This window comes from Micromonospora sp. ATCC 39149 (assembly GCF_000158815.1).
Lineage (GTDB): Bacteria > Actinomycetota > Actinomycetes > Mycobacteriales > Micromonosporaceae > Micromonospora.
Genome location: NZ_GG657738.1, coordinates 1,831,271 through 1,852,132, shown reverse-complemented (window position 1 = coordinate 1,852,132; position 20,862 = coordinate 1,831,271). Strand labels below are relative to the sequence as shown.

The following is a 20,862-nucleotide window of genomic DNA, read 5'->3' as shown; positions in this document are numbered from 1 at the left end:
GGCTGGTCCTGTCGTACGGACTGCGCGTACGCCCACCTGGCGCTGGCCGTCGTCGCGCTGCACCGCGGCCTGCCCGACGAGGCGCAGGCACGCCTGGCGCTGGCCGACCCGGCAGCCGACGAGCCGCCCGTGGCGGCGCTCGCCGCGCTGTGCCGGGCGGGGCTGCTGCGTGATCGCGACGCCCCGGCCGCCGCCCTGCGCCTGCTGTCGACCGCCCGGGACCGGCTCGCGCCCCCGCCGGCCGGGGACGGCCCGTCACCTCCCGGGCCCGGTGGTGGCGCGGGGGAGCTGCGGGCCTGGCTGCTGGCCGCCGAGGCGGATCTGCGCGCCGCCCACGGCGACCTCGGTGCCGCCCGGGAACTGCTGACCGATGCGTTGGCCCAGCACGACGGCCCGACCGAGGCGCCGGCCGTCGCCCTGGCCCGGGTCGAGCTGCGCGCCGGCGACCCGCGCGCCGCCGCCCACGTCCTGCCGTCCTGGGACGGTCCGGACGCCGGGAACTGGCCGCTACCGGTACGCCTCGACGCCGGAGTGCTGGACGCGGTGCTCGCCCGGCAGGCCGGGGACGCCCGGCGGGCCGGACGGATCCTGGAGCGGATCCTCGAACTCGCTGCCGCCGAGGGGTTCCGCCGCCCGTTCACCCGCGCCGAGCCCGGGGTGCGGGACCTGCTCGCGGCACATCTGGACTCGGGCACGGCCCACTGGCCGACGGTCAGCGACCTCGTCCGGGTGACGGAGGAGCCGCCGGCGCGGCCGGACCCCGAACCGGACCGGGCGCTGGACGAGCCGCTCACCGAACGGGAGCTGACCATTCTGCGGTACCTGCAGAGCATCCTGTCCAACGTGGAGATCGCCGCCGAGCTGTCCCTGTCGGTGAACACCGTCAAGACGCACGTACGCAACATCTACCGCAAGCTGGACGCCACCCGCCGCCGAGAGGCCGTCCGTCGCGCCCGGGAGCTGCACCTGATCTGACCGGCCGGCGACCGGGCCACAGCGCGGCGTCGACGGCGAACTGCAACGGTGCCGTCATCGGCCCACCACGAGGTGGTTGTGCACCTCGTGGATGCCGGGTGCCGACCAGACGGTCCGCTCCACCTCCGCGCGTTCCGGCACCGAGTGCACCACGCCCTCCAGCAGCACCGCGTCGCCGTGCAGCCGGACGGTGACCCGTTCGTCGTCGACGGCCGCGTTGCGCGCCAGCGCGTCGACGATCCGCTCGGCGAGGTCCTCGGCGTGCGGGCGTACCGCCGGCCGCACGGTGATCCCGTTGGTCAACCCGCGTACCCCGGTCAGCCGGCCGACGGCGCGGTCCACGGCCCGGCGCTGGTACTCCCACTCCACCTCGCCGTGCAGGGTCACCCAGCCGCTGGAGACGGTGACCTCCAGCGGCCGTACCGGCACGAACGCGTCCCACTCCAGCGCCCGCGCCACGGCCGTGGCCAGTTCCGGGTCGGTGCGTTCCGCCGTTGCGGGCAGCCGGACGGCGAGGTCGTCGGCGACCGCACGGACCCGGGCGACCCGGTGCGCGGCGCGTTCCGCGGCCCACTTCTTGGCGTAGCTGTTGAACTTGGCCGGTCAGCGGGGCCAACCCCCTCGGCGACGGTCACGCCGATCTCGTTGGGCTGGACCCTCGGCTCCCAGGCCAACTCGTCCAGCACGGCGGACTGGATTTCCTGGTCGGTGCGGGTGGTCGTCGAGGTGGGCATCGCGCTCCTCCCGGATTCTCGGCGGTCGGCCGGCGGCGGACCTGCTCGGCGGCCCCGACGAACGTGACGGCAAGGGCCCGCCATCTGCGAGGTTGCCCCCGGCCGGGGTGAGGCCGGCTCACCCCGGCGGGGTGAGGGACGCGTGGGCGACGGGCGGGGCGCGCGGGGCGTACCGCCGTTGGCCGGGACGGCGATCGACAAACGGGCGCGGGACGACGGTCGACACGGGCCGCGCGGTCCGGCACGATCTGGGGCGGCGTGACTGTCGGGAGTGGGGAGCGGGCGATGGGTGAGGTTCGCGAGGCGGTCCCGGCCGCCGTCGCCGGGCCACCGGCCGGCGGCCGGTGGTGGGCGGTGGCGGGCCGGTTCGCCCGCCACGAGTGGACCCTCGCGGTGGTCGGCTCGTTGGTGCTGGCCGTGGCGTTGACCTGGCCGACGGTGCGCGACCTGACCGGCACCATCCCGCAGGACACGGGCGACCCGACGTTGCAGGCATGGCAGGTCGCCTGGGGCGGGCACGCGCTGCTCACCAACCCGACGCAGCTGTGGCACTCGAACACGTTCTGGCCGGAGCCGTACACGTACGCGTACTCGGACACCCTGCTCGGTTACGCCCCGTTCGGAATGATCGGCCACGGGCCGGTCGCCGCCGTGGTCCGCTACAACCTGCTGTACGTGCTGGTGCACGCGCTCGCCTTCGTCGGGGCGTACGCGCTGTCCCGCCAGCTCGGCGCGGGCCGGGCGGGCGCGGCGGTGGCCGGGGCGTCCTTCGCGTACGCGCCGTGGAAGCTGGCCCAGGCCGGGCACCTGCACGTGCTCAGCATCGGCGGGATCGCGCTGGCGCTGGCCATGCTGGCCCGGGGGCACGGCTGGTCGCTGCGGCACGGCTACCGTCCGGACCGGGTCCGCCCCGGCTGGGCGGCGGCCGGTTGGGCGGTCGCCGCCTGGCAGGTCAGTCTCGGCTTCGGCATCGGTCTGCCCTTCGCGTACGCGCTGGCGCTGCTCTGCCTCGGCGCGGCCGGCGGGTACGGCTGGTCGTGGTGGCGGCGTCGGCGGCGGCCGGCGTTCCCGCGCCGGCTGCTGGTCGCCGACCTGGCCGGCGGCGTGTTCTTCGCCGGCGTGACCCTGCTGATGGCGGCGCCCTACTTCGAGGTGGTGGCCCGGCACCCGGCGGGCCGGCGCACGGTCGAGCAGATCGCGATGTTCTCCCCGCCGCTGCGCGGCTTCCTGACCGCCCCGCCGGAGTCGTGGCTGTGGGGGGAGCGGCACGAGACCGCGCGGGCCTCGCTGAGCTTCGCCGGGGAGATGACGCTGCTGCCCGGGATGGTGCTGGTCGGGCTCGCCGCCGCCGGGCTGTTCGTGTCGGCGTGGCGGGTGTGGCACCGGCTGGCGCTGGCCGCCGGGGTGCTGGTGACCGTGGCGCTGGCCGCCGGCAGCACGCTTGGCGGGGACGGCGACCCGGGTTACGTCACGCTGGTGGAGCACGTGCCGGGCTGGGACGGCATCCGCACCCCGGGCCGGCTGGTGCTGTGGACGACGCTGCTGCTGGGCATCCTCGCCGCCGGTGCGCTGACCACCACCGACGCCGGCCCGGCACGCGCGTCGGCTCCGGAACCTGCGTCGGCGCCGGAACCGGCCGCCCCGGAACCTGCGGCGGCTCCGGCGCCGGGGTCGCCCGGCGGTGGGTGGCGGCGCTGGGGCCGGCTCGTGCTGGTGTTCCCGGTGCTGCTGGTGCTCGCCGAGGGGGTCAACCGCACCCCGCACGTGCCGGCCCCCGTCGCGCCGGCGGCGCTGCACGGGCTGCGCGGCCCGGCGCTGGTGCTGCCCAGCGACGGCATCCGGGAGTTCCACGTGATGCTCTGGTCCACTGACGGCTTCCCGAAGGTCGTCAACGGGCTGGCCTCGTTCACCCCGGCCAGCCAGCAGGACATCCGGGCGGCGAGCACGGGCTTCCCGGACGCCGCGTCGGTGGCGTACCTGCGGGGGATCGGGGTGCGCACGGTGGTGGTGCTGCCGGCGTACACGGCGGGCACGCCGTGGCAGGGCGCGGAGACCCGGCCGGTCGACGGGCTCGGCGTGCGGCGCGAGGCCGTCGGCGACGGATACGTCTACCACCTCGACTGATCGGCCGCCACCGGCTCGCCGGCCGGCCGAGTTTGTTGGGAGCGCTTCCAAACCCGGCCGGACGAAGGGTACTGTGAATGCCTTCTTCGGCAGCGGGAGCCGCACGCCGGTGGGAAGCCCGGGCAGGCTTCCCATGCCCGACGTCGGGCCTGGGCACGGTCGCAGCTCGACCGTCGACGTCGTCCTCGTCCCACCACCACGGGCATCCCGAGAGGAACCGCAGATGCGGAGAGGTCTCGTCGGCACGGTCACCACCGTGCTGGCCGCCGCCACGGCAGTCGTGGCCGTTCAGTTCACCGTCACCCCGTCCACCGAGGCCGCCGCGGCGGTGTCCGAGCCGTACTCCTGGAAGAACGTACGGATCGACGGCGGCGGCTTCGTCCCCGGCATCGTCTTCAATCCCACCGAGAAGAACCTGATCTACGCCCGTACCGACATCGGCGGGATGTACCGCTGGGAACAGGCCAGCCAGTCCTGGACGCCGCTGCTGGACTGGGTGGGCGCGGACAAGTGGGGCTACAACGGCGTGGTCAGCGTCGCCACCGACCCGGTGCAGACCAACCGGGTGTACGCCGCGGTCGGCATGTACACCAACGACTGGGATCCGAACAACGGCGCGATCCTGCGTTCGGCGGACAAGGGCGCGACCTGGCAGGTCACCGAGCTGCCGTTCAAGAACGGCGGCAACATGCCCGGCCGGGGCATGGGCGAGCGCCTCGCCGTCGACCCGAACCGCAACAGCATCGTCTACTACGGTGCCGAGGGCGGCAACGGCCTGTGGCGCAGCACCGACTACGGGGCGACCTGGGCCAAGGTCACGAACTTCCCCAACGTAGGCAACTACCGGGCCGACCCGAACGACAGCACCGGCTACCAGAGCCAGAACCAGGGTCTCACCTGGGTCAGCTTCGACAAGAGCACGGGCACGGCCGGCAACGCCACCCAGACCATCTACGTCGGCGTGGCCGACAAGGCCAACCCGGTGTACCGCAGCACCAACGGCGGCACCACCTGGGAGCGGATCCCCGGCCAGCCGACCGGTTACCTCGCCCACAAGGGCGTCGTGGACCCGGTGGGCGGCTACCTCTACATCGCCACCAGCGACACCGGCGGCCCGTACGACGGGGCCAAGGGCGACGTGTGGAAGTTCAACCGGGCCACCGGCGCGTGGACGCAGATCAGCCCGATCCCGTCGTCCAGCGCCGACGCGCACTTCGGCTACTCCGGCCTGACCATTGACCGGCAGCAGCCGAACACCCTGATGGTGGCCACCCAGATCTCCTGGTGGCCGGACGCGATCTTCTGGCGCAGCACCGACGGGGGAGCGACCTGGTCCCGGATCTGGGAGTTCACCAGCTACCCGAACCGGGCCAAGAAGTACACCATGGACATCAGCTCGGTGCCGTGGCTGACCTTCGGCGCGAACCCGTCCCCGCCGGAGGAGACGCCGAAGCTGGGCTGGATGAACGAGTCGGTCGAGATCGACCCGCACGACTCCAACCGGTTCATGTACGGCACCGGCGCGACCATCTACGGCAGCACCGACCTGACCAAGTGGGACACCGGCGGCCAGTTCACCATCAAGCCGATGGTCAAGGGCCTGGAGGAGACCGCCGTGCTCGACCTGATCAGCCCGCCCACCGGGGCTCCGCTGGTCAGTGCGCTCGGCGACATCGGCGGCTTCCGGCACACCGACCTCGACGCCGTGCCGGCGAAGATGTTCGCCCAGCCGATCTTCACCAGCACCACCAGCATCGACTACGCCGAGACCAACCCGGCGGTGATGGTGCGGGCCGGCAACTTCGCCGATGCCGACCGCCCCAACGACAGCCACGTCGCGTTCTCCACCGACGGCGGGGCCAACTGGTTCCAGGGCAGCGAGCCGGGCGGGATCAACAGCGGCGGCACCGTCGCCGCGTCCGCCGACGGCAGCCAGTTCGTCTGGTCGCCGGGCGACGCCGGCCAGCAGGTCGTCCGCTCGGTGGGCTTCGGCAACTCGTGGACCGCGGCGACCGGCATCCCGGCCAACGCCGTCGTCGAGTCCGATCGGGTCAACAAGAACAAGTTCTACGGCTTCGGCGGCGGGAAGTTCTACGTCAGCACCAACGGCGGGGCGAGCTTCACCGCATCGGCGGCCACCGGCCTGCCGAGCACCGGGAACGTGAAGTTCAAGGCGCTGCCGGGCAAGGAGGGCGAGATCTGGCTGGCCGGCGAGGGCGGCCTGTGGCTCTCGACCGACTCCGGGGCCACCTTCACCAAGCAGGCCGGCGTGTCGTCGGCGGTGAACGTGGGCTTCGGCAAGGCGGCCCCCGGGCAGACGTACCCGGCGCTGTTCGTCTTCGGCACCGTCGACGGCCAGGCCGGCCTGTTCCGGTCGGACAACGCCGGGGCGGCCTGGGTCCGGATCAACGACGACAAGCACCAGTACGGCAACGCGGGCGAAGCGCTGACCGGCGACCCGCGGGTCTACGGGCGGGCCTACCTGGGCACCAACGGGCGCGGGATCCTCGTCGCCGACCGGCTCGGCGGCGCCACCCCGACGCCGACGACGCCCGCGCCGACGACTCCGCCGGCGACGACCCCGCCGCCGACGACGCCCCCGGCGACGACCCCGCCGCCGACGACCCCGCCGCCGACGTCGACCCCGACGGGTACGCCCGTACCGGCCGGTGCCTGCTCGGCGACGTACAAGGTCGTCACCTCCTGGTCCGGCGGCTTCCAGGGCGAGGTGACCGTCAAGAACAACGGCGGCTCGGCGAAGAGCTTCTGGAGCGTGGTCTGGAACTTCCCCAACGGGCAGCGGATCACCCAGCTCTGGGGCGGCACGTACACCCAGACCGGGGCCCAGGTCGTGGTGCGTGACGCGGGCTGGAACGGTGCGCTGCCCGTCGGCGGCAGCACCACCTTCGGCTTCCTCGCCAGCGGGACGGCAGCCAACTCGGTGCCGGGGATCCTGACCTGCACCGCCAACTAGTCATCCGTCCGCGCGAACCCGGTGCCGGCGACTAGTCGTCCCGCCCGGCAGGAACCCCGGGCCGGCCTCCCCGCACGGAGGCCGGCCCGGTCCTCGTCTCGGTGACCCCGGGACGCCGGGTCAGCCGTCCAGGCCGACCGGGGAGTTGGGCCGGTCGACGTCGACGAACTCGATCTCCTCGACGTCGCGTCCGCCCCGGCTGCCGGCGGCCCGCGCGGCCGAACCGGCGGCCCAGCCGATCGCCGCGCCGGCCAGGGCGGCTCCGATCAGCAGCGTCCAGGGCAGAGCGGGCCGGCGACCGGCGAGCGCGTCGAATGCCAGCACCGCCCGGCGACGCGCCTCGTCGGCCGTCGAGCCCACCAGGTCGCCCGCGTCTTCGGCGAGACCCGAACCGCTGCGCCGGGCCGACCGGGCGGTGTCCCGGACGCTGTCCCCGGCGGAGCTGACGGCGGCGACCAGGTGGTGCCACGCCTGGTCCGCGATCCGCTCGGGCTTGCTGCGGCGCTCCAGCAGGTTGGTTCCGAACATCGTGCTACCTCCTCGGGTGCCGAAGCCTGCGGGCACTTCGGACTGCGGCGTGGGACCGGCGGGCGGCCACCGGCCGGTGGGTCGCCCGCCGGCTGGTCCGCCCACCGGGGCAGTGCCCCACCGGCCGCCGCCGCAAACCCCCGACCCGCCGGGGGTGCCCTCAGCGTACGGACACCACCGCCGTGCCCCGGGCGAAGTCGTCGCCGTCGTCGTCATCGTCGTCGTCCCCGCCACCGCCGAAGCCGCAGGCCAACATGAGTGCGAGCAGTGCGCCGACGCCGGCCAGGCCGGCCAGTCTCCGAATCATGGGTGGTCCCTTCCGTGGTACGGGTGTGGACGCTGCCGATGCTAGGCGGGGCGGGCAACTGTGCCGGGTCCGGCGGGCGACGGCCGCGTCACGGCGGGTCGGGCCCGGGTGGCTGGTCGGGTGGACCCGGACAGCGTCGCAGGGCGCGGGACGGGCCCGGGTGGGCCACGCCGGGGTGCGGGGTGCACACGAAGGTCGCAGCGTACCGCTACCCTGGGTCGGCGACATCGGCCCCCGGGCCGGTCGGGTGGCAAACAGGATTGATTAGTCCGGATAAGGGCAACGTGAATTGCCCTGATCCACGAATTGCTCATCCCGAGGGGTGGCGACCGAGGCCATCGGAGGAATACTCTCGGTCGCGGCCCGCGTACTGATGAGGCGCCCGTGAACGGGCGAGTGGAGGTGCTCGCGTGAGCCTGTCGATCGTGAAGTCGGTTCTGTCCGGTGGTGTCGTCGAGATCGCCCCGCGCGGTGAAATCGACGTCGACACCGCGTACGAGGTGCGTGAAGCCATCGCCGAGGTGCTCGCCAAAGGGCGGCCCGCCCGCATCGAGCTGAACATGCGCCTCGTCACCTTCATCGACTCTGTCGGCATCAGTGCGATGGTGGCCGGCTTCCAGACCGCCGAGGTCAGCGGCGTGAAGCTGGTCGTCACCGAGCCGAGCCGGTTCGTGCACCGGCAACTCTGGGTGACGGGCCTGCTCGGCCTCTTCGGTGCCCCGGAGCCCTACTACGCCGGCACTGCCACCCCCGAGGTGCTGCCGGGAGCCTGACCGCACCGCGCCCCGGCCCCGCGTGCGGGCTCGTGCCGAGGGCCCTTCCCTCGTGCCCTCAGCTGGGGGACGATCGAGGGGTGCTCCGGCGGGACAGCTTTCAGTACTCCGTCCAGGCCCGCTGCCCGCGTGCCGAGGTGGTGGCGCTGCTCGGCGACCCCGCCCGGCAGACCGAGCTGCATCCGCTGATCACGCGGGTGCGCCGGCTGCCGCCCCGGCCTGGGTCCCTGGCCAGCTACGCGATCACCGATCAGCTCGCCGCCGGTCCGCTGCGCTTTGGCGTGACGTACCAGGCGGACGTGCTGGTGGTGACCGACGACGAGATCGTCACGGTGGCCCGGCAGCGGCCTGCCACTACGGTGCGTAACCGAACCCGGCTGCACGACGAGCCGGGCGGCATCGTCCGCGTCGACGTGGAGATCACCCTGGCCGCCCCGGCGCCGCTGTTCCCGTACGCCTTCCGGCAGGCCCGCTCCGCGCACCTCGGGCTGGCCCGGCGGCTGGGCGAGGTGCTGGGCCGGGCGGCGTAACGCCCCGGCGGCCCGTCGGAGCGGGAAGGGCCGCCGGGGCGCGGGTCAGATCACCGACAGGTGCACGTGGTTGGTGTGGTCGCTTGACGGGTCCCCGTTTCCGCCGCTGTACGCCTTCCAGCCGCTGCTGGGCAGCCAGATCTGCTTGAACCAGATCACGTACAGCACGGCGAGCCGGTCGGCGTTGCGGACGTAGTACGCCGCGAGGTTGTTGCCGTAGGTGCGGTCCCCGCCGGTGGCCACGCCGCCAAAGCCGCCCTTCTGCGCGGCGAAGTCGCAGGCCCGGCCCTTGGGGTGCTCGCCGGAGCCGCCGGGGCGGTAGCAGGAGACGTACCGCGTGAAGCCGGCGGCCTTGGCCTGGTTGAGCGCGTGCAGGGTGCGCGGGGTGATGCAGCCGTTGGCCGGGGTGGGGTCGTTGACGCTGCACGACTCCGCCGGCCAGGAGCCGTCGGCGTTGCGCTTCGCGGGGGTGGCGTTCGCGCTGGAGGTGCCGCCCGGGCTGGACCCGCCGCTGCTGCTGGCCTTGTTGTTGGCCACGGTGAGTGCCCGCTCGGCCTGCTCCTTGCGCTTGCCCATCAGCGCGACCTGCTTGCGCTGCTCGCGGATCTCGCCGTCGATCCCCTGCCGGGTCTTGGTCGCCTCGTCCCGGGTCGCCAGCAGCTCGCGCAGCGCCCGGTCCTCGTTGGTGGCGACCGCGTCGAGCGCGGCGGCCCGGTCCAGGAAGCCTTCGGGGGAGTTGCTGTTGAGCAGCGCGGAGGCGGCGGTCAGGCGTCCCTTCTTGTACGCCACGCCGGCGATCTCGCCGACCTTGGCGCCGCGGGTGACCAGCTCGGCCTCGACCGCCTTGAGCTGGCCGCCGAGCTGCTTCTGCCGCTTCACCGAGCGGTCGAGGGCGGTCTTGGCCTCCAGGTACCCCTTGCTGGCCGCCTCGAGCTGGGCGCGCAGGGCGGGGGTGCCGCCCTCCTCGTCGTCGCCGGGCGCGGCGGCGAGCAGGCCGACGGGCGGTGCGGCCCCGGCCGGCGCCACCGGCGCGATCCCGAGGCCGACGGCGAGCGTCAGCACCAGTGCCGCCGCCACCCGGGCGGCGATCCGTCCTACAGGTGCCACTACTGGCATATGCGTGTCCTTCCGTCAGCCGCCGACCGGGTTAGCTGACGGGTTCGGGACGGAAGATCCCTACCGCTCAGGCGGATGCACCCCACGGACGTGGTTCCCCGGCTCGCCCGCAGGCGATTAGGCGGCGGCCACCGCAGGCGCCGGAGGGCGCCGCCCGGCGGAGGCCGGGACCGAGCCTACCGGTGCCGGTGGGACCAGCGCTGCGTCCGTGACGGAGGGTACGCGGACGAAACCGCTTAAATCAGGCAAACAATGTCAAAAGCCGTGAAAATTGTTGGCGTCGGCCCTACCAGCCGGCCGGCCCACAGCCGTCGCAGGACGCTCCAGGCTCGACCTGCAAGGTGGCGTGCTCGATGCGGAAGTCCTCGTGCAGGGCGGTGCGGGCGGCGGTCAGCACCGCGCCGACCTCCGCTCCGGGTGCCATGGTCAGGTGGGCCGAGGCGACCTCCATGCCGGAGGTCAGCGTCCAGACGTGCAGGTCGTGCACCTCGACCACGCCGGGCACCGCGGCCAGCCGGTCGTGCACCGCGGTCACCTGGAGGTGCTCCGGCGCGGCCTGGACCAGGATGCGCACCGCGGCCCGCCCGAGCCGCCAGGTGCGGGGCAGGATGAACACGCCGATCGCGACGGCCACCGCCGGGTCCGCCCACGACCAGCCGGTGAACATGATCAGTGCCGCCGCCCCGATCACCCCGACCGAGCCGAGCAGGTCGCCCAGTACCTCCAGGTATGCCCCGCGCAGGTTGAGGCTCTGCTTCGCCCCGCTGCGCAGCAGGGCGAACACGGCGACGTTGGCGAGCAGGCCCAGCACCGCCACCGCCAGCATCGGGCCGGTGGTCACCTCGGGCGGGTCGTCGAAGCGGCGGGCGGCCTCGACGAGAACGTAGACGGCGACGCCGCTGAGCAGCAGGGCGTTGCCGAGTGCGGCGAGCACCTCCAGCCGGTAGAGCCCGAACGTGCGCTGCGGGTCGGCGGTGGCCCGGCGGGTGGCGGTGATCGCGGCGAGCGCCATGCCGATGCCGAGCACGTCGGTGAACATGTGCCCGGCGTCGGAGAGCAGCGCCAGCGAGCCGGTGTCGAACGCGGTGGCCGCCTCGATGACCATCAGTGCGGCGAGCAGCGTGAACGCCACCCAAAGTCGCCCCGAATGGCGGTCCGAGGCGTTCGCCGCCGTACCGTGGTGGTGGTCATGACCTGTGCCCACGCCCACACCCTCCGTCCACGACTCGAGCCCGATCCAACCTATGCTCACATTGCTATGTGTGCAAGTTGTGGGCTGTGGACGGGGCCGGTGAGCGGCCGGGCCCCGATCAGCCCGCCGGATCGATCGTGACGAGGCGCTGGGTGGCCCGGGACAACGCCACGTACAGCGTCCGCACGCCGGAACCCGGGTCGGCCCGGATAGCGCCCGGAGCGACCAGCACCACCCCGTCGTACTCCATGCCCTTGGCCTCCAGGCTGGTCACCACCTGAAGGCGCGGCGCGGCCCGGCCGGCCAGCCAGCCGGCCACCTCATCCCGGCGCGGCACCGGCGTGATCACCCCGACCGTGCCCTCCACCTCGCCGAGCAGGTCGACGACCGCCGCGACGGTGGCCGCCTCCAGCTCCGCCGCCGGCACGGTCAGCTCGACCGGGGCCACGCCGGTGGACCGCACCGCCCGGGGCAGCGTCAGGTCCGGGTAGAGCCGGCGGATCTCCGCCGCCGCCACCGCGAAGATCTCCGCCGAGTTGCGGTAGTTGGTGGTCAGCTCGAACTGGTGCCGGCGTCGCCGGCCCAGCGCCGCGTCCCGGGCCCGGGTCAACTCCTGCGGGTCCCCCGTCCACGCGGTCTGCGCCGGGTCGCCCACCACCGTCCAGGACGCCAGCCGGCCGCGCCGGCCGATCATCCGCCACTGCATCGGCGAGACGTCCTGCGCCTCGTCGACCACCACGTGCGCGTAGTCGCGGTAGTCCTCGGGCCGCTCCCGGGCCGCCTCCCGGGCCGCCCGCTGCCGGTCGGCGTGCGTGCTCAGCTCCCGTACGCCCCCGGCGAGCTGGAACGGGTCCCGCTTCGCCCGCCTCGGCTGCATCGGCTTGCCCAGCAGCGCGTCCAGCTCGTCGAGCAGGGCGATGTCGGCGATCGTGAGCCCCTCGACGTCCAGCGCCCGGTACGCGTCGGCGAGCAGGCCGACCTCCGCCCGGGACAGGACCCCGGCGGCGTACCGGCGCAGCCGGTCGGGGCGGGCCAGCCAGCCCAGCACGTGCCGGGGGTGCAGGCGCGGCCACCACGCCTTGAGGAACTCTCGGAACTCGGGCCGCTCGGCGATTTCGTCCTCGAACGCGCGCTGCTCCGGCAGCCGGCCGATGTTCAGCCGGTGGGCCTGCGCCCACAGCGCCGCGAACACCCCGTCGAAGCCCGCCCGGCGCGACTCGTTGCGGCGGGCCCCCCGGCTCAGCGCCCGGTCCCGGATGCCGTCGAGCTCCCGGCGGTCCAGCCGCAACAGCTCACCCCGGTAGAGCAGGCGCAGCTCGCCCGGCCCGCCCGGCACCGCGTCCCGCACCGCCCGCTCCAGCACCCGGCGCATCCGCAGCGACCCCTTCACCGCCGCCACCTCGGGCGGGTCGGTGCGCGTCGCGCTCATCCCCGCAAACAGCGAGCCGAGCGAGTGCAGCGTCGCCGCCTCCTCGCCCAGCGACGGCAGCACCGAGGCGATGTACTCCACGAACACCGCCGACGGGCCGACCACCAGGATGCCGCCGCCGGCGTACCGGCTGCGGTCGGAGTAGAGCAGGTACGCCGCCCGGTGCAGGGCCACCGCCGTCTTGCCCGTCCCCGGGCCCCCGGAGACGATCGTGACCCCGGAGGCGGGGGAGCGGATCGCCTCGTCCTGCTCCCGCTGGATCGTGGCCACGATGTCCCGCATCCCCCGCCCGGTTGCCCGGGACAGGGTGGCCAGCAGCCCGCCGTCGCCCACCACCGCCATGTCGGGCGGGGCCGCCGCCGGGTCCAGCAGGTCGTCCTCGATCCGGGTCACCCGCTCCGCCGACGAGGAGATGGTGCGCCTGCGCACCACCCCCAGCGGCTGCGCGGGGGTCGCCTGGTAGAAAGCGGCGGCGGCCGGGGCCCGCCAGTCCACCACGAGAGTCTCGGCGTCCTCGCCGCGCACCCCGAGCCGCCCGACGTGCAGCACCTGCCCCTCCCGCAGGTCCAGCCGGCCGAAGACCAGCCCCTCGTGCTCGGCGTCGAGCACGTGCCGGCGCTGGGCGGCGTGGAAGACCATCGCGTCCCGCTCGACGAGCGCCCCGAAGTTGCCCACCCGGGCCAGGCGGTAGCCGTCCTTCTCGGCCTGGGCGGCCAGGTTTTTGCAGTTCTGCGAGGCGGGCGTACACCCGGTCTAGATGCCGCTGCTCGGCGGCCATCTCCTGCTCCAGGGTGGTGCGGTCGGTCAACGTACGGCTCCTTGCAGACGGCGGCGGCCACGCCAGGGGCGCGGGCGGCGCGCCGGGGTGACCGGGTGAGGGTACGGCCAGCGGCCGACGGGTTCGCGGGGCCATGCCGCTGCCGCGATCCACCCCACGTCGGCAGGCCGTCGACCGTGCCGCTGTTCAGCCCGGCAGAAGCCTGCTCCGCGCGCCCGCCAGCGCCCGACCCAGCACGCCGGCCAGGGCCGCGTTCACCTGCTCGGGCCGCTCCATCATCAGCATGTGCCCGGCACCGGGGCAGACCGTCAGCTCGGTCGCCGGCAGGGCCGCCGCGATCGACTCGGCGCACGGCGGCGGGGTGAGCCGGTCCCGGTCCCCGACCAGCGCCGCCGCCGGCAGGTGGGCCAGCGCGGCGAGGGTGTCCAGCCGGTGCTGGGCCCCGATCGAGGCCCGGAACCCGCCGATCGAGCGCAGCGTGGCCCGGGCCACCGCCGAGGTGACCAGCCGGATGTCGGTCGGGTCGCAGTGGTCGCCGAAGAGCATCCAGCGGATGCTGGGTCGCAGGGCGCGCAGCAGCGCCCGGGGCGGACGCCACTCGCCGCAGCGGGCCAGCACCCCGGCGCCGGTGGTCTCGGCCAGCCGGATCAGCCGGGCGATGCGGGGGGAGAGGCCGTACACGGTGTGGGTGTGCCCCTCGGCGGTGGTCGAGACGAACACCAGCCCTGCCGCGCGGGCGGCGAAGTGGTCGGGGTGCCGGTGCGCGTACTCCATGATCGTCATGCCGCCCATGGAGTGCCCGACCAGGACCACCGGCCCGGCCGGGGCGACCGCGTCGAGCACGGCGGCCAGGTCGTCGCCGAGTTGGGCCAGGGTGGCGGTGCGCAGCGCCATGCAGCCGGACCGGCCGTGCCCCCGGGCGTCGTACGTGACCACCCGGACCCGGTCGCCGAACCGCTCGCGGAGCTCGGCCTGCTGGCGGTGCCAGCTCCGCCCGTCCAACGTCCAGCCGTGCAGCAGGACCGCGGTGACCTCGGCGTCGGGCGGCCCGGACGCCGCCACGTGCAGGTGCACGTCGTCTTCGAGCCGCACCTCGACGTGTTCCGGCATCGCCGCCTCCCCTTGGGCCGCCACGGAAACTTCATCGCCGGGTGACCCGGCGGTAACACCGGCTACCCGCCATGACACCACGCCAACCATCTGTAAGGAAGGGCCCCTGTTGACGCCTGCGGTAGGGAAGGGTCCCCTTCTCACCTCTCCGTGCCCGGCGAGATCGGGCGGAGACGGCGAAGCCCGGTGAGGTCGGGCGGAGACGGCGAACCGCCCGCCGGGTGGCCCGGCGGGCGGTTCGGGTGTCGCAGGTGTCGCGGGCGGGCTCAGCCGCCGAAGACGCCGGCCTCGGCGAGGCGCTTCTCGGTGGCGTCCCAGCCGTGGTCCGGGTGGGCGGCGGCGAGGTTGTTCAGCTCGGCCCGGATCTTGGCGGCGTGACCGGCGGCGGCCAGCACCCGGATCTCCTCGACGAAGGCCTCGGAGTCGGTGCGCAGGTGCGCGGTCTTGCCGTTGGTCAGATTCCGCACGTAGGCGTGCTTGCCGCCGTTGAGCGGGATGACGTACTTGAACTCGCCCAGCACGCTGAGGGCCCCACCCTGGCCAGCCTGGCCGGCCCGGACTGACGCGCGCGCGGTCTTAGAGGTGTTGCTCGCCACGGAGGTACTCCTTGGAGACGTACGGGAGGACGGGAACGTCCGGGGGCTGTGACGGGTGACGCTCGGGAAGAGCCTCGGCCCGCCGAAGATGTGCGCGGCACAAGCCGCCGAGAGAACTGTACACGACCACGATGCCTGGCTGGTCACCGCGACTGTCGGAGAGCACAACCCTGGCCGCCGGCCCGGCATTCCGCCCCGTCCGGGCGGCGAATTTTCCGATTCTCTGGCGCACCATCCGTCCCAGCAGTCATCATGTGTTCCAACAGCCACTCGGGTGTCGAGGTCGTAGGGGAAGACGCACCTCGCTCTCCGGGAGGTCACCGTGCCAACGCGTGGCGTCGTATACGTCCACTCGACCCCGCTCGCCGTGTGCTCACACGTCGAGTGGGCGATCGCGCGCGTCCTCGCCGCGCCGGTCAACCTGCAGTGGACGGCCCAGCCCGTCGACCCCGGCGCCCGCCGCGCCGAGTGCGGGTGGACCGGTCGCCCGGGGACGGGCGCCGAGCTGGCTGCTGCCCTCCGGCAGTGGCCCATGATCCGTTTCGAGGTGACCGAGGAACCGAGCGCCGGCGTCGACGGCGAACGCTTCATGTACGTCCCGGGGCGCGGCCTGTTCCGCGCCACCGTCGGCGCGGCCGGCGACATCCAGCTCGGCGAGGACCGGCTGCGCAGCATCATGGCCGCCGCGCGGGCCCCCGAGGCGCTGGCCCACGCGCTCGACAAGGCGCTCGGCACCGCCTGGGACGCCGAGCTGGAGCCCTACCGGTACGCCGGCGACGGCGCCCCGGTGACGCTGCTCACCCGGGTCGGCTGAGCCGCCCGCCGCGGCAACGGGCAAGGAGAAGCCGGCGGGGGCCGGCCCGCCCCGCTGCCCGCGGATCCCCGGGGCCGCCCGCCCCCCGCCGCGGTTCCCGGTGGCCGGCCCGCGTCGCCGCCCGGGCGCTCGGTCACACTCAGGCGCGGCGGCGCGGTGGCTTGACCGGGCCGAGTTGCCCCGATAAGGGGTGAACTGGTGGGATGGACCGCGTGTCGAATTCCTCGCGACGTGCCGGCGTCGCGCTCGCCGCCCTGACCGCCGTGCTCCTCACCGGATGCACGGGGGAGCCGGACCGGCCCCGTCCCGCCCCGTCGGCCAGCGCCGCCGCGGCCGGCCCGACCCCGTCGGGCGTACCGACCGCGACCGCCGACCCGGCTGCCCGCGCCGCCGCCCTGGTCGGCACCCTCGCCGACGAGGACCTGGTGGGCCAGGTCCTGATGCCCTACGCGTACGGCGACAACGCGACGAAGGTCTCCACCGGCTCCGCCGCGGGCAACCGGGCCCTCGCCGGGGTCGACACCCCGGCGGAGATGGTGGCGAGGTACCGGCTGGGCGGGCTCATCCTGGTCGGCTTCAGCGCCGACGACCCGACCGCCGGCAACCAGGAGACCACCAACGTCGACAACCCGAAGCAGGTCCGCGAGCTGACCACCGGCCTGCGCGACGCCGCCGGCAAGCTCCCCGCGGGCGCGGCGCCGCTGCTGATCGGCACCGACCAGGAGTACGGGGTGGTCACCCGGATCACCGACGGGGTCACCCTGCTGCCCAGCCCGCTGGCTGCCGGTGCGGCCGGCGACCCGGCGCTGACCGAGGCCGCCTGGCGGGCCGCCGGCGCCGAGCTGGCCGCGATGGGGATCAACCTGGACTTCGCCCCGGTCGCCGACGTGCTCGTCACCCGCAGCACCGTGATCGGCTCCCGGTCGTTCGGCGCGGACCCGAAGCGGGCCTCGGCCCAGGTGGCCGGCGCGGTGCGGGGGTTGCAGGGCGCCGGGGTGGCAGCCAGCGTCAAGCACTTCCCGGGGCACGGGCTAAGCGCCGTCGACTCGCACCAGGACCTCCCGGTGATCGGCCAGAGCCGGAAGGTGCTGGACTCCACGGCGTTCCCGCCGTTCTCCGCCGGCATCGACGCCGGGGCCCTCGCGGTGATGTCGGCCCACCTCGATGTCACCGCCATCGACCCGGGCACCCCGGCGACCTTCTCCCACAAGATCCTCACCGACGTGCTGCGCGGCCAGCTCGGCTTCAAGGGTGTGGTGATCACCGACGGCATGAACATGGCCCCCGCCAAGCGCTGGTCGCCGGGGGAGGCGGCGGTGCGGGCGCTCAAGGCCGGCAACGACCTGATCCTGATGCCCCCCAACGTCACCCAGGCGTACGACGGGCTGCTCGCCGCGCTGCGCGACGGCTCGCTGCCCCGGGCCCGGCTGGTCGAGGCGGTGACCCGGGTGCTGACCATGAAGTTCACCCTGGCCGGCGCGCCCGCCCCGGAGATGTCCACCCTGAACAGCCCGGAGCACCGCCGCGCCGCCGAGGCACTCGCGGCCGGCGCGGTCACCGTGCTGCGCGGCTCCTGCACGTCCGGGGTCCGCGCCCCGGTCACCGTCACCTCCTCCGGCGGCCGGGAGAAGACCCGGAACCTGCTGACCGGTGCGCTGACCGCCGCCGGGGTCAAGGTGGTCCCGAGCGGCGGCACCCGGGTGCACCTCGTCGGGTACGGCGACGGCACCGGCGACCTCGACGCGAACGCGGCGGTGACCGTCGCGATGGACACCCCGTACCTGCTGGCGAAGGCGAAGTCGCCGACGTTGCTGGCGACGTACTCCTCCAGCGCCGCGTCGATGACCGCCCTGGCCGACGTGCTTGCCGGCCGGGCCCGCCCGACCGGCCGGTCCCCGGTGCCGGTCCCAGGTTTACCCGCGACGACCTGCGGGAACTGACCTGCGGCCGGCGCAGTCCGGCGGCCGCAGGTCGACGCGCGGGGAACTGCCGGCACCGGCCCGGCTGGTAGCGTTCGGCTGTCCGAGCGCCGCAGACGAGACGGAGGCCCGCCCCGTGACGCGACCGGAGCCGGCACTGTCCGTCGTGGTCCCGATGTTCAACGAGGAGAGCGTGCTGCCGCTGTTCGCCCGGCGGCTGCGGGCCGTCCTCGACGCCCTCGGCGAGCCGTACGAGGTGCTGGTGGTCGACGACGGCAGCACCGACGGCACGCCCGCCGGCCTGGCCGGGCTGCGCGCCCGCTGGCCGCAGCTACGGCTGTTGCGGTTGCGCCGCAACAGCGGTCACCAGGCGGCCCTGCTCGCCGGGGTGCTGCGGGCCCCGGGGCCGGTACGTGGTCAGCCTCGACGCCGACCCTCCAGGACCCGCCCGAAACCGTCGCCCGAGATGCTCCGCCGGGCCCCGCGCCGACGGCCTCGACATCGTCTACGGGGTGCGCGCCGACCGCAGCCGGGACACCCGCTTCAAGCGGTGGACCCGCCGCCGGCTACTACCGGCTGGTGCGCCGGCTGGTCGGCAAGCAGGTGCCCGCCCAGGCCGGCGACTTCCGGCTGCTCAGCCGGGCGGCCGTGGAGGCGCTGCGTGAGCTGCCCGAGCGCAGCCCCGTGCTGCGGCTGGTGGTGCCCTGGCTCGGCTTCCCCAGCGGGGAGGTCACCTACCAGCGCGAGGAACGCGCCGCCGGCCGGACGAAGTACCCGCTGTCCCGGATGGCCGGGCTCGCCGCCGAGAGCGTCACCAGCTTCTCCGCCGCGCCGCTGCGGGTGGCCACCTGGCTCGGGCTGCTCGGGGTGACGGTGTGCGGGGTGCTGGTGGTGGTCACCGTCGCCGCCTGGCTGGGCGGCTCCACGGTCACCGGCTGGCCCTCGCTGTACCTGGCGATCCTCTTCCTCGGCGCGGTGCAACTGCTCTGCCTCGGCCTGCTCGGCGAGTACGTGGCCCGGATCTACACGGCCGTACAGGGCCGCCCGGCGTACTTCGTGGCGAGCGACACCGCCGAGCCCGACGCGGCAGACGCCGACGGGCCGGCGACCGGCGGCGCGGCCGAGCTGGCCGACAGCCTCCGGTGACCGCGCTCGCCACCGGCGGCGCCGACCCGACCGGCCCCCGCCGCCGCGCGGACGACGCCGCACCGGGCCCCGCGACCGCCGACGCGCCGGGCGACCGGGTCGTGGGCAGCGGGCCCTTCCGGTGGTCCGCAGCCCTGCGGTACGCCCCGGCCGTCGCCGGCTACGCCGTCGTCGCCGCCGTGCTGCTCGCCACCGGGACCCCCGTGCCCGATCTGGCACGCTGGACCGGGTACGCCCTGCTGGCCGTGCTGCTCCCCGGCACGCTGGTGTTCCGCGCGCTGCGCCGCCGGCCGCACACCCTGGTCGAGGACCTGGCGTTCGGCGCGGCCGTCGGCCTGGTGCTGGAGCTGGCCGGGTGGGCGGCGTTCACCGCCGCCGGCCTGCCCCACCTGCTGTGGCTGTGGCCCCTGGCGGTGCTCGTGCCGTTTCGCCCGCCGTGCCCCCGGCTGCGCCGGCACTGGCGCGCCACCGGCCACGTCCCGGTGCCGACCGGCTGGGCCTGGTCCCTCGCGGGGGTCGTCGTCGGCTTCACCCTCTACCTGTACGAGTCGTTCCTGCGGGTCAACCCGGTGCTGCCCACCGACGAGGGGCAGGCGCAGTACATCGACCTCGCGTTTCCAGCTCTCCCTCGCCGGGGCAGCCACCCACCAGGTCCCGCTCGACGTGCCCGCAGGTCGCCGGGGAACCCCTGCACTACCACTGGGTTCGGCTTCGCGCACCTCGCGGCGGGCAGCCTGGTCAGCGGCGTGGACCTGCCGACCGTCTTCTTCCGGCTGGGCGTGCCGACGCTCTGCGCGCTCGCCGCCGTGCTGGTCGCGGTCGTCGGCTGGCGGATCACCGGCCGGGCGTACGCGGGGGTGGCCGCCGCCGCGCTGATGTTCACCGTCGGCGAGTTCGGCTACGAGAACGGGGTACGCCAGCTCTTCGGCACCCAGGCCACGTTCATCGTCTGGGGCAGCCCGTCGATGACGTACAGCTGGGTGTTGCTCCTGCCGCTGGTGGCCGCGCTCGGTGAGCTGGTCGGCCGGGCCCGGGGCTCGGCGGTGCCGGCGCTGGGTCGCGGCGCGTGGGTGCTCGCCGCGCTGTTCCTGGCCGCCTCCACGGGGGCGAAGGCCAGCTCGGTGCCGGTGGTGCTGGCCGCGCTGGCGTTCACCGCGGCGGTGTCGCTGGCGTTCCGTCGCACCCTGCCCCGGGCGGTGCTGGCGGCGGCCGGGCTGACGCTGGCCGCGCAGCTTTTCGCCACCGCCGTGCTGTTCGCGTTCGAGAGCCACGGGGTGACCGTCGACCCGTTCTCGGGGCTGCGCCCGTACGTCGGGACCGGTCGCCCGGCGGGGACGACCGCGCTGCTGTGGGCGGCGGTGTTCGTCGCGTTCCTGCTGAGCCTCCAGCTCCGGCTGGCCGGGGTGCTGGCGCTGCTGCGGTTGCGCCGGTGGCGGCTGGAGCCGGTGCAGGTGTTCCTGCTCGGCGGGGCGCTCGCCGGCCCGGCGGCCTACCTGCTGGTGGGGCACCCGGGCAGCAGTAACCAGTACTTCACCCGGGCCGGGTTCGCGTTCGGGGTGATCCTGTCGGCGTGGGGCTGGGTCGAGCTGGTGGACTCCGCCGCGCTGGGCACGCGGGGGCGGGCGTTGCTCGGCGCGGGGGCGGCCGGGTTCGCCGTGCTGCTCACCGCCGTCCAGTTGCGCCACCCGACCGCGTCCCCGTCGACCCCGTCGTACGCGCCGGTGCTGCCGCTGCTGGCGTGGGCGGCGGCGCTGGCGGCGGTGGCGCTGCTGGCCGGGCTGTGCTGGCCGGCGCTGGTCGGGCGCTGGCCGGGCCTG

Annotated in this window: 15 protein-coding genes, 3 pseudogenes and 1 riboswitch; of the genes and pseudogenes, 10 read left to right on the top strand and 8 right to left on the bottom strand. The window is 74.5% G+C overall.

Features of this window, described 5'->3' with window-relative positions:
- Window positions 1-975: LuxR C-terminal-related transcriptional regulator (locus tag MCAG_RS07545; protein WP_036372752.1), on the top strand; the 975-nt coding region annotated here is incomplete at its 5' end.
- Window positions 976-1,029: 54 nt separating this feature from the next.
- Here MCAG_RS07545 and MCAG_RS07540 read toward each other — a convergent pair.
- Window positions 1,030-1,709 (bottom strand): annotated as a pseudogene (locus MCAG_RS07540) (BON domain-containing protein).
- A gap of 285 nt (window positions 1,710-1,994) precedes the next feature.
- Here MCAG_RS07540 and MCAG_RS07535 point away from each other — a divergent pair.
- Together MCAG_RS07535 and MCAG_RS07530 are read left to right on the top strand one after the other, a co-directional pair.
- Window positions 1,995-3,833, top strand: a complete 1,839-nt coding sequence (locus MCAG_RS07535; protein ID WP_007072367.1) for a hypothetical protein — start codon at window positions 1,995-1,997, stop codon at window positions 3,831-3,833.
- Window positions 3,834-4,056: 223 nt separating this feature from the next.
- On the top strand, window positions 4,057-6,807 hold the full coding sequence (locus MCAG_RS07530; protein WP_036372749.1) for a cellulose-binding domain-containing protein: 2,751 nt from the start codon (window positions 4,057-4,059) through the stop codon (window positions 6,805-6,807).
- 120 nt (window positions 6,808-6,927) lie between these two features.
- Here the strand turns inward: MCAG_RS07530 and MCAG_RS07525 are convergent, their stop codons facing one another.
- Window positions 6,928-7,335: a hypothetical protein gene (locus tag MCAG_RS07525; RefSeq protein WP_036372746.1), complete on the bottom strand. Its 408-nt coding sequence runs from the start codon at window positions 7,333-7,335 to the stop codon at window positions 6,928-6,930.
- Between the two features lie 160 nt (window positions 7,336-7,495).
- The gene (locus MCAG_RS32310) at window positions 7,496-7,642 is read right to left on the bottom strand and encodes a hypothetical protein (RefSeq protein ID WP_157547942.1); all 147 of its coding nucleotides are present in this window, start codon (window positions 7,640-7,642) and stop codon (window positions 7,496-7,498) included.
- A 410-nt stretch (window positions 7,643-8,052) separates the two neighbouring features.
- Between MCAG_RS32310 and MCAG_RS07520 the strand changes: the two genes are divergently transcribed.
- Both MCAG_RS07520 and MCAG_RS07515 read left to right on the top strand, forming a co-directional pair.
- Window positions 8,053-8,415, top strand: coding sequence for an STAS domain-containing protein (locus MCAG_RS07520; RefSeq protein ID WP_007072364.1), 363 nt, complete (start codon window positions 8,053-8,055; stop codon window positions 8,413-8,415).
- Window positions 8,416-8,495: 80 nt separating this feature from the next.
- Window positions 8,496-8,945: an SRPBCC family protein gene (locus MCAG_RS07515; RefSeq protein ID WP_036372743.1), complete on the top strand. Its 450-nt coding sequence runs from the start codon at window positions 8,496-8,498 to the stop codon at window positions 8,943-8,945.
- A 45-nt stretch (window positions 8,946-8,990) separates the two neighbouring features.
- Here the strand turns inward: MCAG_RS07515 and MCAG_RS07510 are convergent, their stop codons facing one another.
- The 5 genes and pseudogenes from MCAG_RS07510 to MCAG_RS07490 form a co-directional block, all read right to left on the bottom strand.
- On the bottom strand, window positions 8,991-10,061 hold the full coding sequence (locus tag MCAG_RS07510; protein WP_007072362.1) for a hypothetical protein: 1,071 nt from the start codon (window positions 10,059-10,061) through the stop codon (window positions 8,991-8,993).
- 4 nt (window positions 10,062-10,065) lie between these two features.
- Window positions 10,066-10,195, bottom strand: a riboswitch (cyclic di-AMP (ydaO/yuaA leader).
- A gap of 152 nt (window positions 10,196-10,347) precedes the next feature.
- Window positions 10,348-11,265: a cation diffusion facilitator family transporter gene (locus tag MCAG_RS07505; RefSeq protein ID WP_007072361.1), complete on the bottom strand. Its 918-nt coding sequence runs from the start codon at window positions 11,263-11,265 to the stop codon at window positions 10,348-10,350.
- 106 nt (window positions 11,266-11,371) lie between these two features.
- Window positions 11,372-13,490: pseudogene (locus MCAG_RS07500) on the bottom strand (AAA family ATPase).
- A 156-nt stretch (window positions 13,491-13,646) separates the two neighbouring features.
- A complete protein-coding gene (locus tag MCAG_RS07495) occupies window positions 13,647-14,570 on the bottom strand; it encodes an alpha/beta fold hydrolase (protein ID WP_007072359.1) in 924 nt (307 codons plus the stop codon).
- 266 nt (window positions 14,571-14,836) lie between these two features.
- Entirely contained in the window at window positions 14,837-15,166 is a 330-nt protein-coding gene (locus tag MCAG_RS07490; protein WP_007072358.1) for a hypothetical protein, read from the bottom strand.
- 322 nt (window positions 15,167-15,488) lie between these two features.
- On the opposite strand from MCAG_RS07490, the gene MCAG_RS07485 reads away from it, so the two are divergent.
- The 5 genes and pseudogenes from MCAG_RS07485 to MCAG_RS33490 all read left to right on the top strand — a co-directional run.
- Window positions 15,489-15,980, top strand: a complete 492-nt coding sequence (locus tag MCAG_RS07485; protein ID WP_007072356.1) for a DUF3145 domain-containing protein — start codon at window positions 15,489-15,491, stop codon at window positions 15,978-15,980.
- A gap of 203 nt (window positions 15,981-16,183) precedes the next feature.
- Window positions 16,184-17,920: a glycoside hydrolase family 3 protein gene (locus tag MCAG_RS07480; protein WP_036372740.1), complete on the top strand. Its 1,737-nt coding sequence runs from the start codon at window positions 16,184-16,186 to the stop codon at window positions 17,918-17,920.
- Between the two features lie 154 nt (window positions 17,921-18,074).
- Window positions 18,075-18,248: pseudogene (locus tag MCAG_RS34535) on the top strand (glycosyltransferase); the annotation flags it as partial.
- Window positions 18,249-18,478: 230 nt separating this feature from the next.
- The gene (locus tag MCAG_RS34530) at window positions 18,479-19,045 is read left to right on the top strand and encodes a hypothetical protein (RefSeq protein WP_232290435.1); all 567 of its coding nucleotides are present in this window, start codon (window positions 18,479-18,481) and stop codon (window positions 19,043-19,045) included.
- A partial coding sequence (locus tag MCAG_RS33490; protein WP_036372736.1) for a hypothetical protein occupies window positions 19,042-20,862 on the top strand: 1,821 nt, incomplete at its 3' end. The genes MCAG_RS34530 and MCAG_RS33490, both read left to right, overlap by 4 nt.

Excerpts from the sequence above, each read along its gene's own strand:
- MCAG_RS32310 (WP_157547942.1), bottom strand. The coding sequence starts at position 7,642 with ATGATTCGGAGACTGGCCGGCCTGGCCGGCGTCGGCGCACTGCTCGCA.
- MCAG_RS07510 (WP_007072362.1), bottom strand. The coding sequence starts at position 10,061 with ATGCCAGTAGTGGCACCTGTAGGACGGATCGCCGCCCGGGTGGCGGCG.
- MCAG_RS07525 (WP_036372746.1), bottom strand. The coding sequence starts at position 7,335 with ATGTTCGGAACCAACCTGCTGGAGCGCCGCAGCAAGCCCGAGCGGATC.
- MCAG_RS07530 (WP_036372749.1), top strand. The coding sequence starts at position 4,057 with ATGCGGAGAGGTCTCGTCGGCACGGTCACCACCGTGCTGGCCGCCGCC.
- MCAG_RS07480 (WP_036372740.1), top strand. The coding sequence starts at position 16,184 with ATGGACCGCGTGTCGAATTCCTCGCGACGTGCCGGCGTCGCGCTCGCC.
- MCAG_RS07535 (WP_007072367.1), top strand. The coding sequence starts at position 1,995 with ATGGGTGAGGTTCGCGAGGCGGTCCCGGCCGCCGTCGCCGGGCCACCG.
- MCAG_RS07495 (WP_007072359.1), bottom strand. The coding sequence starts at position 14,570 with ATGCCGGAACACGTCGAGGTGCGGCTCGAAGACGACGTGCACCTGCAC.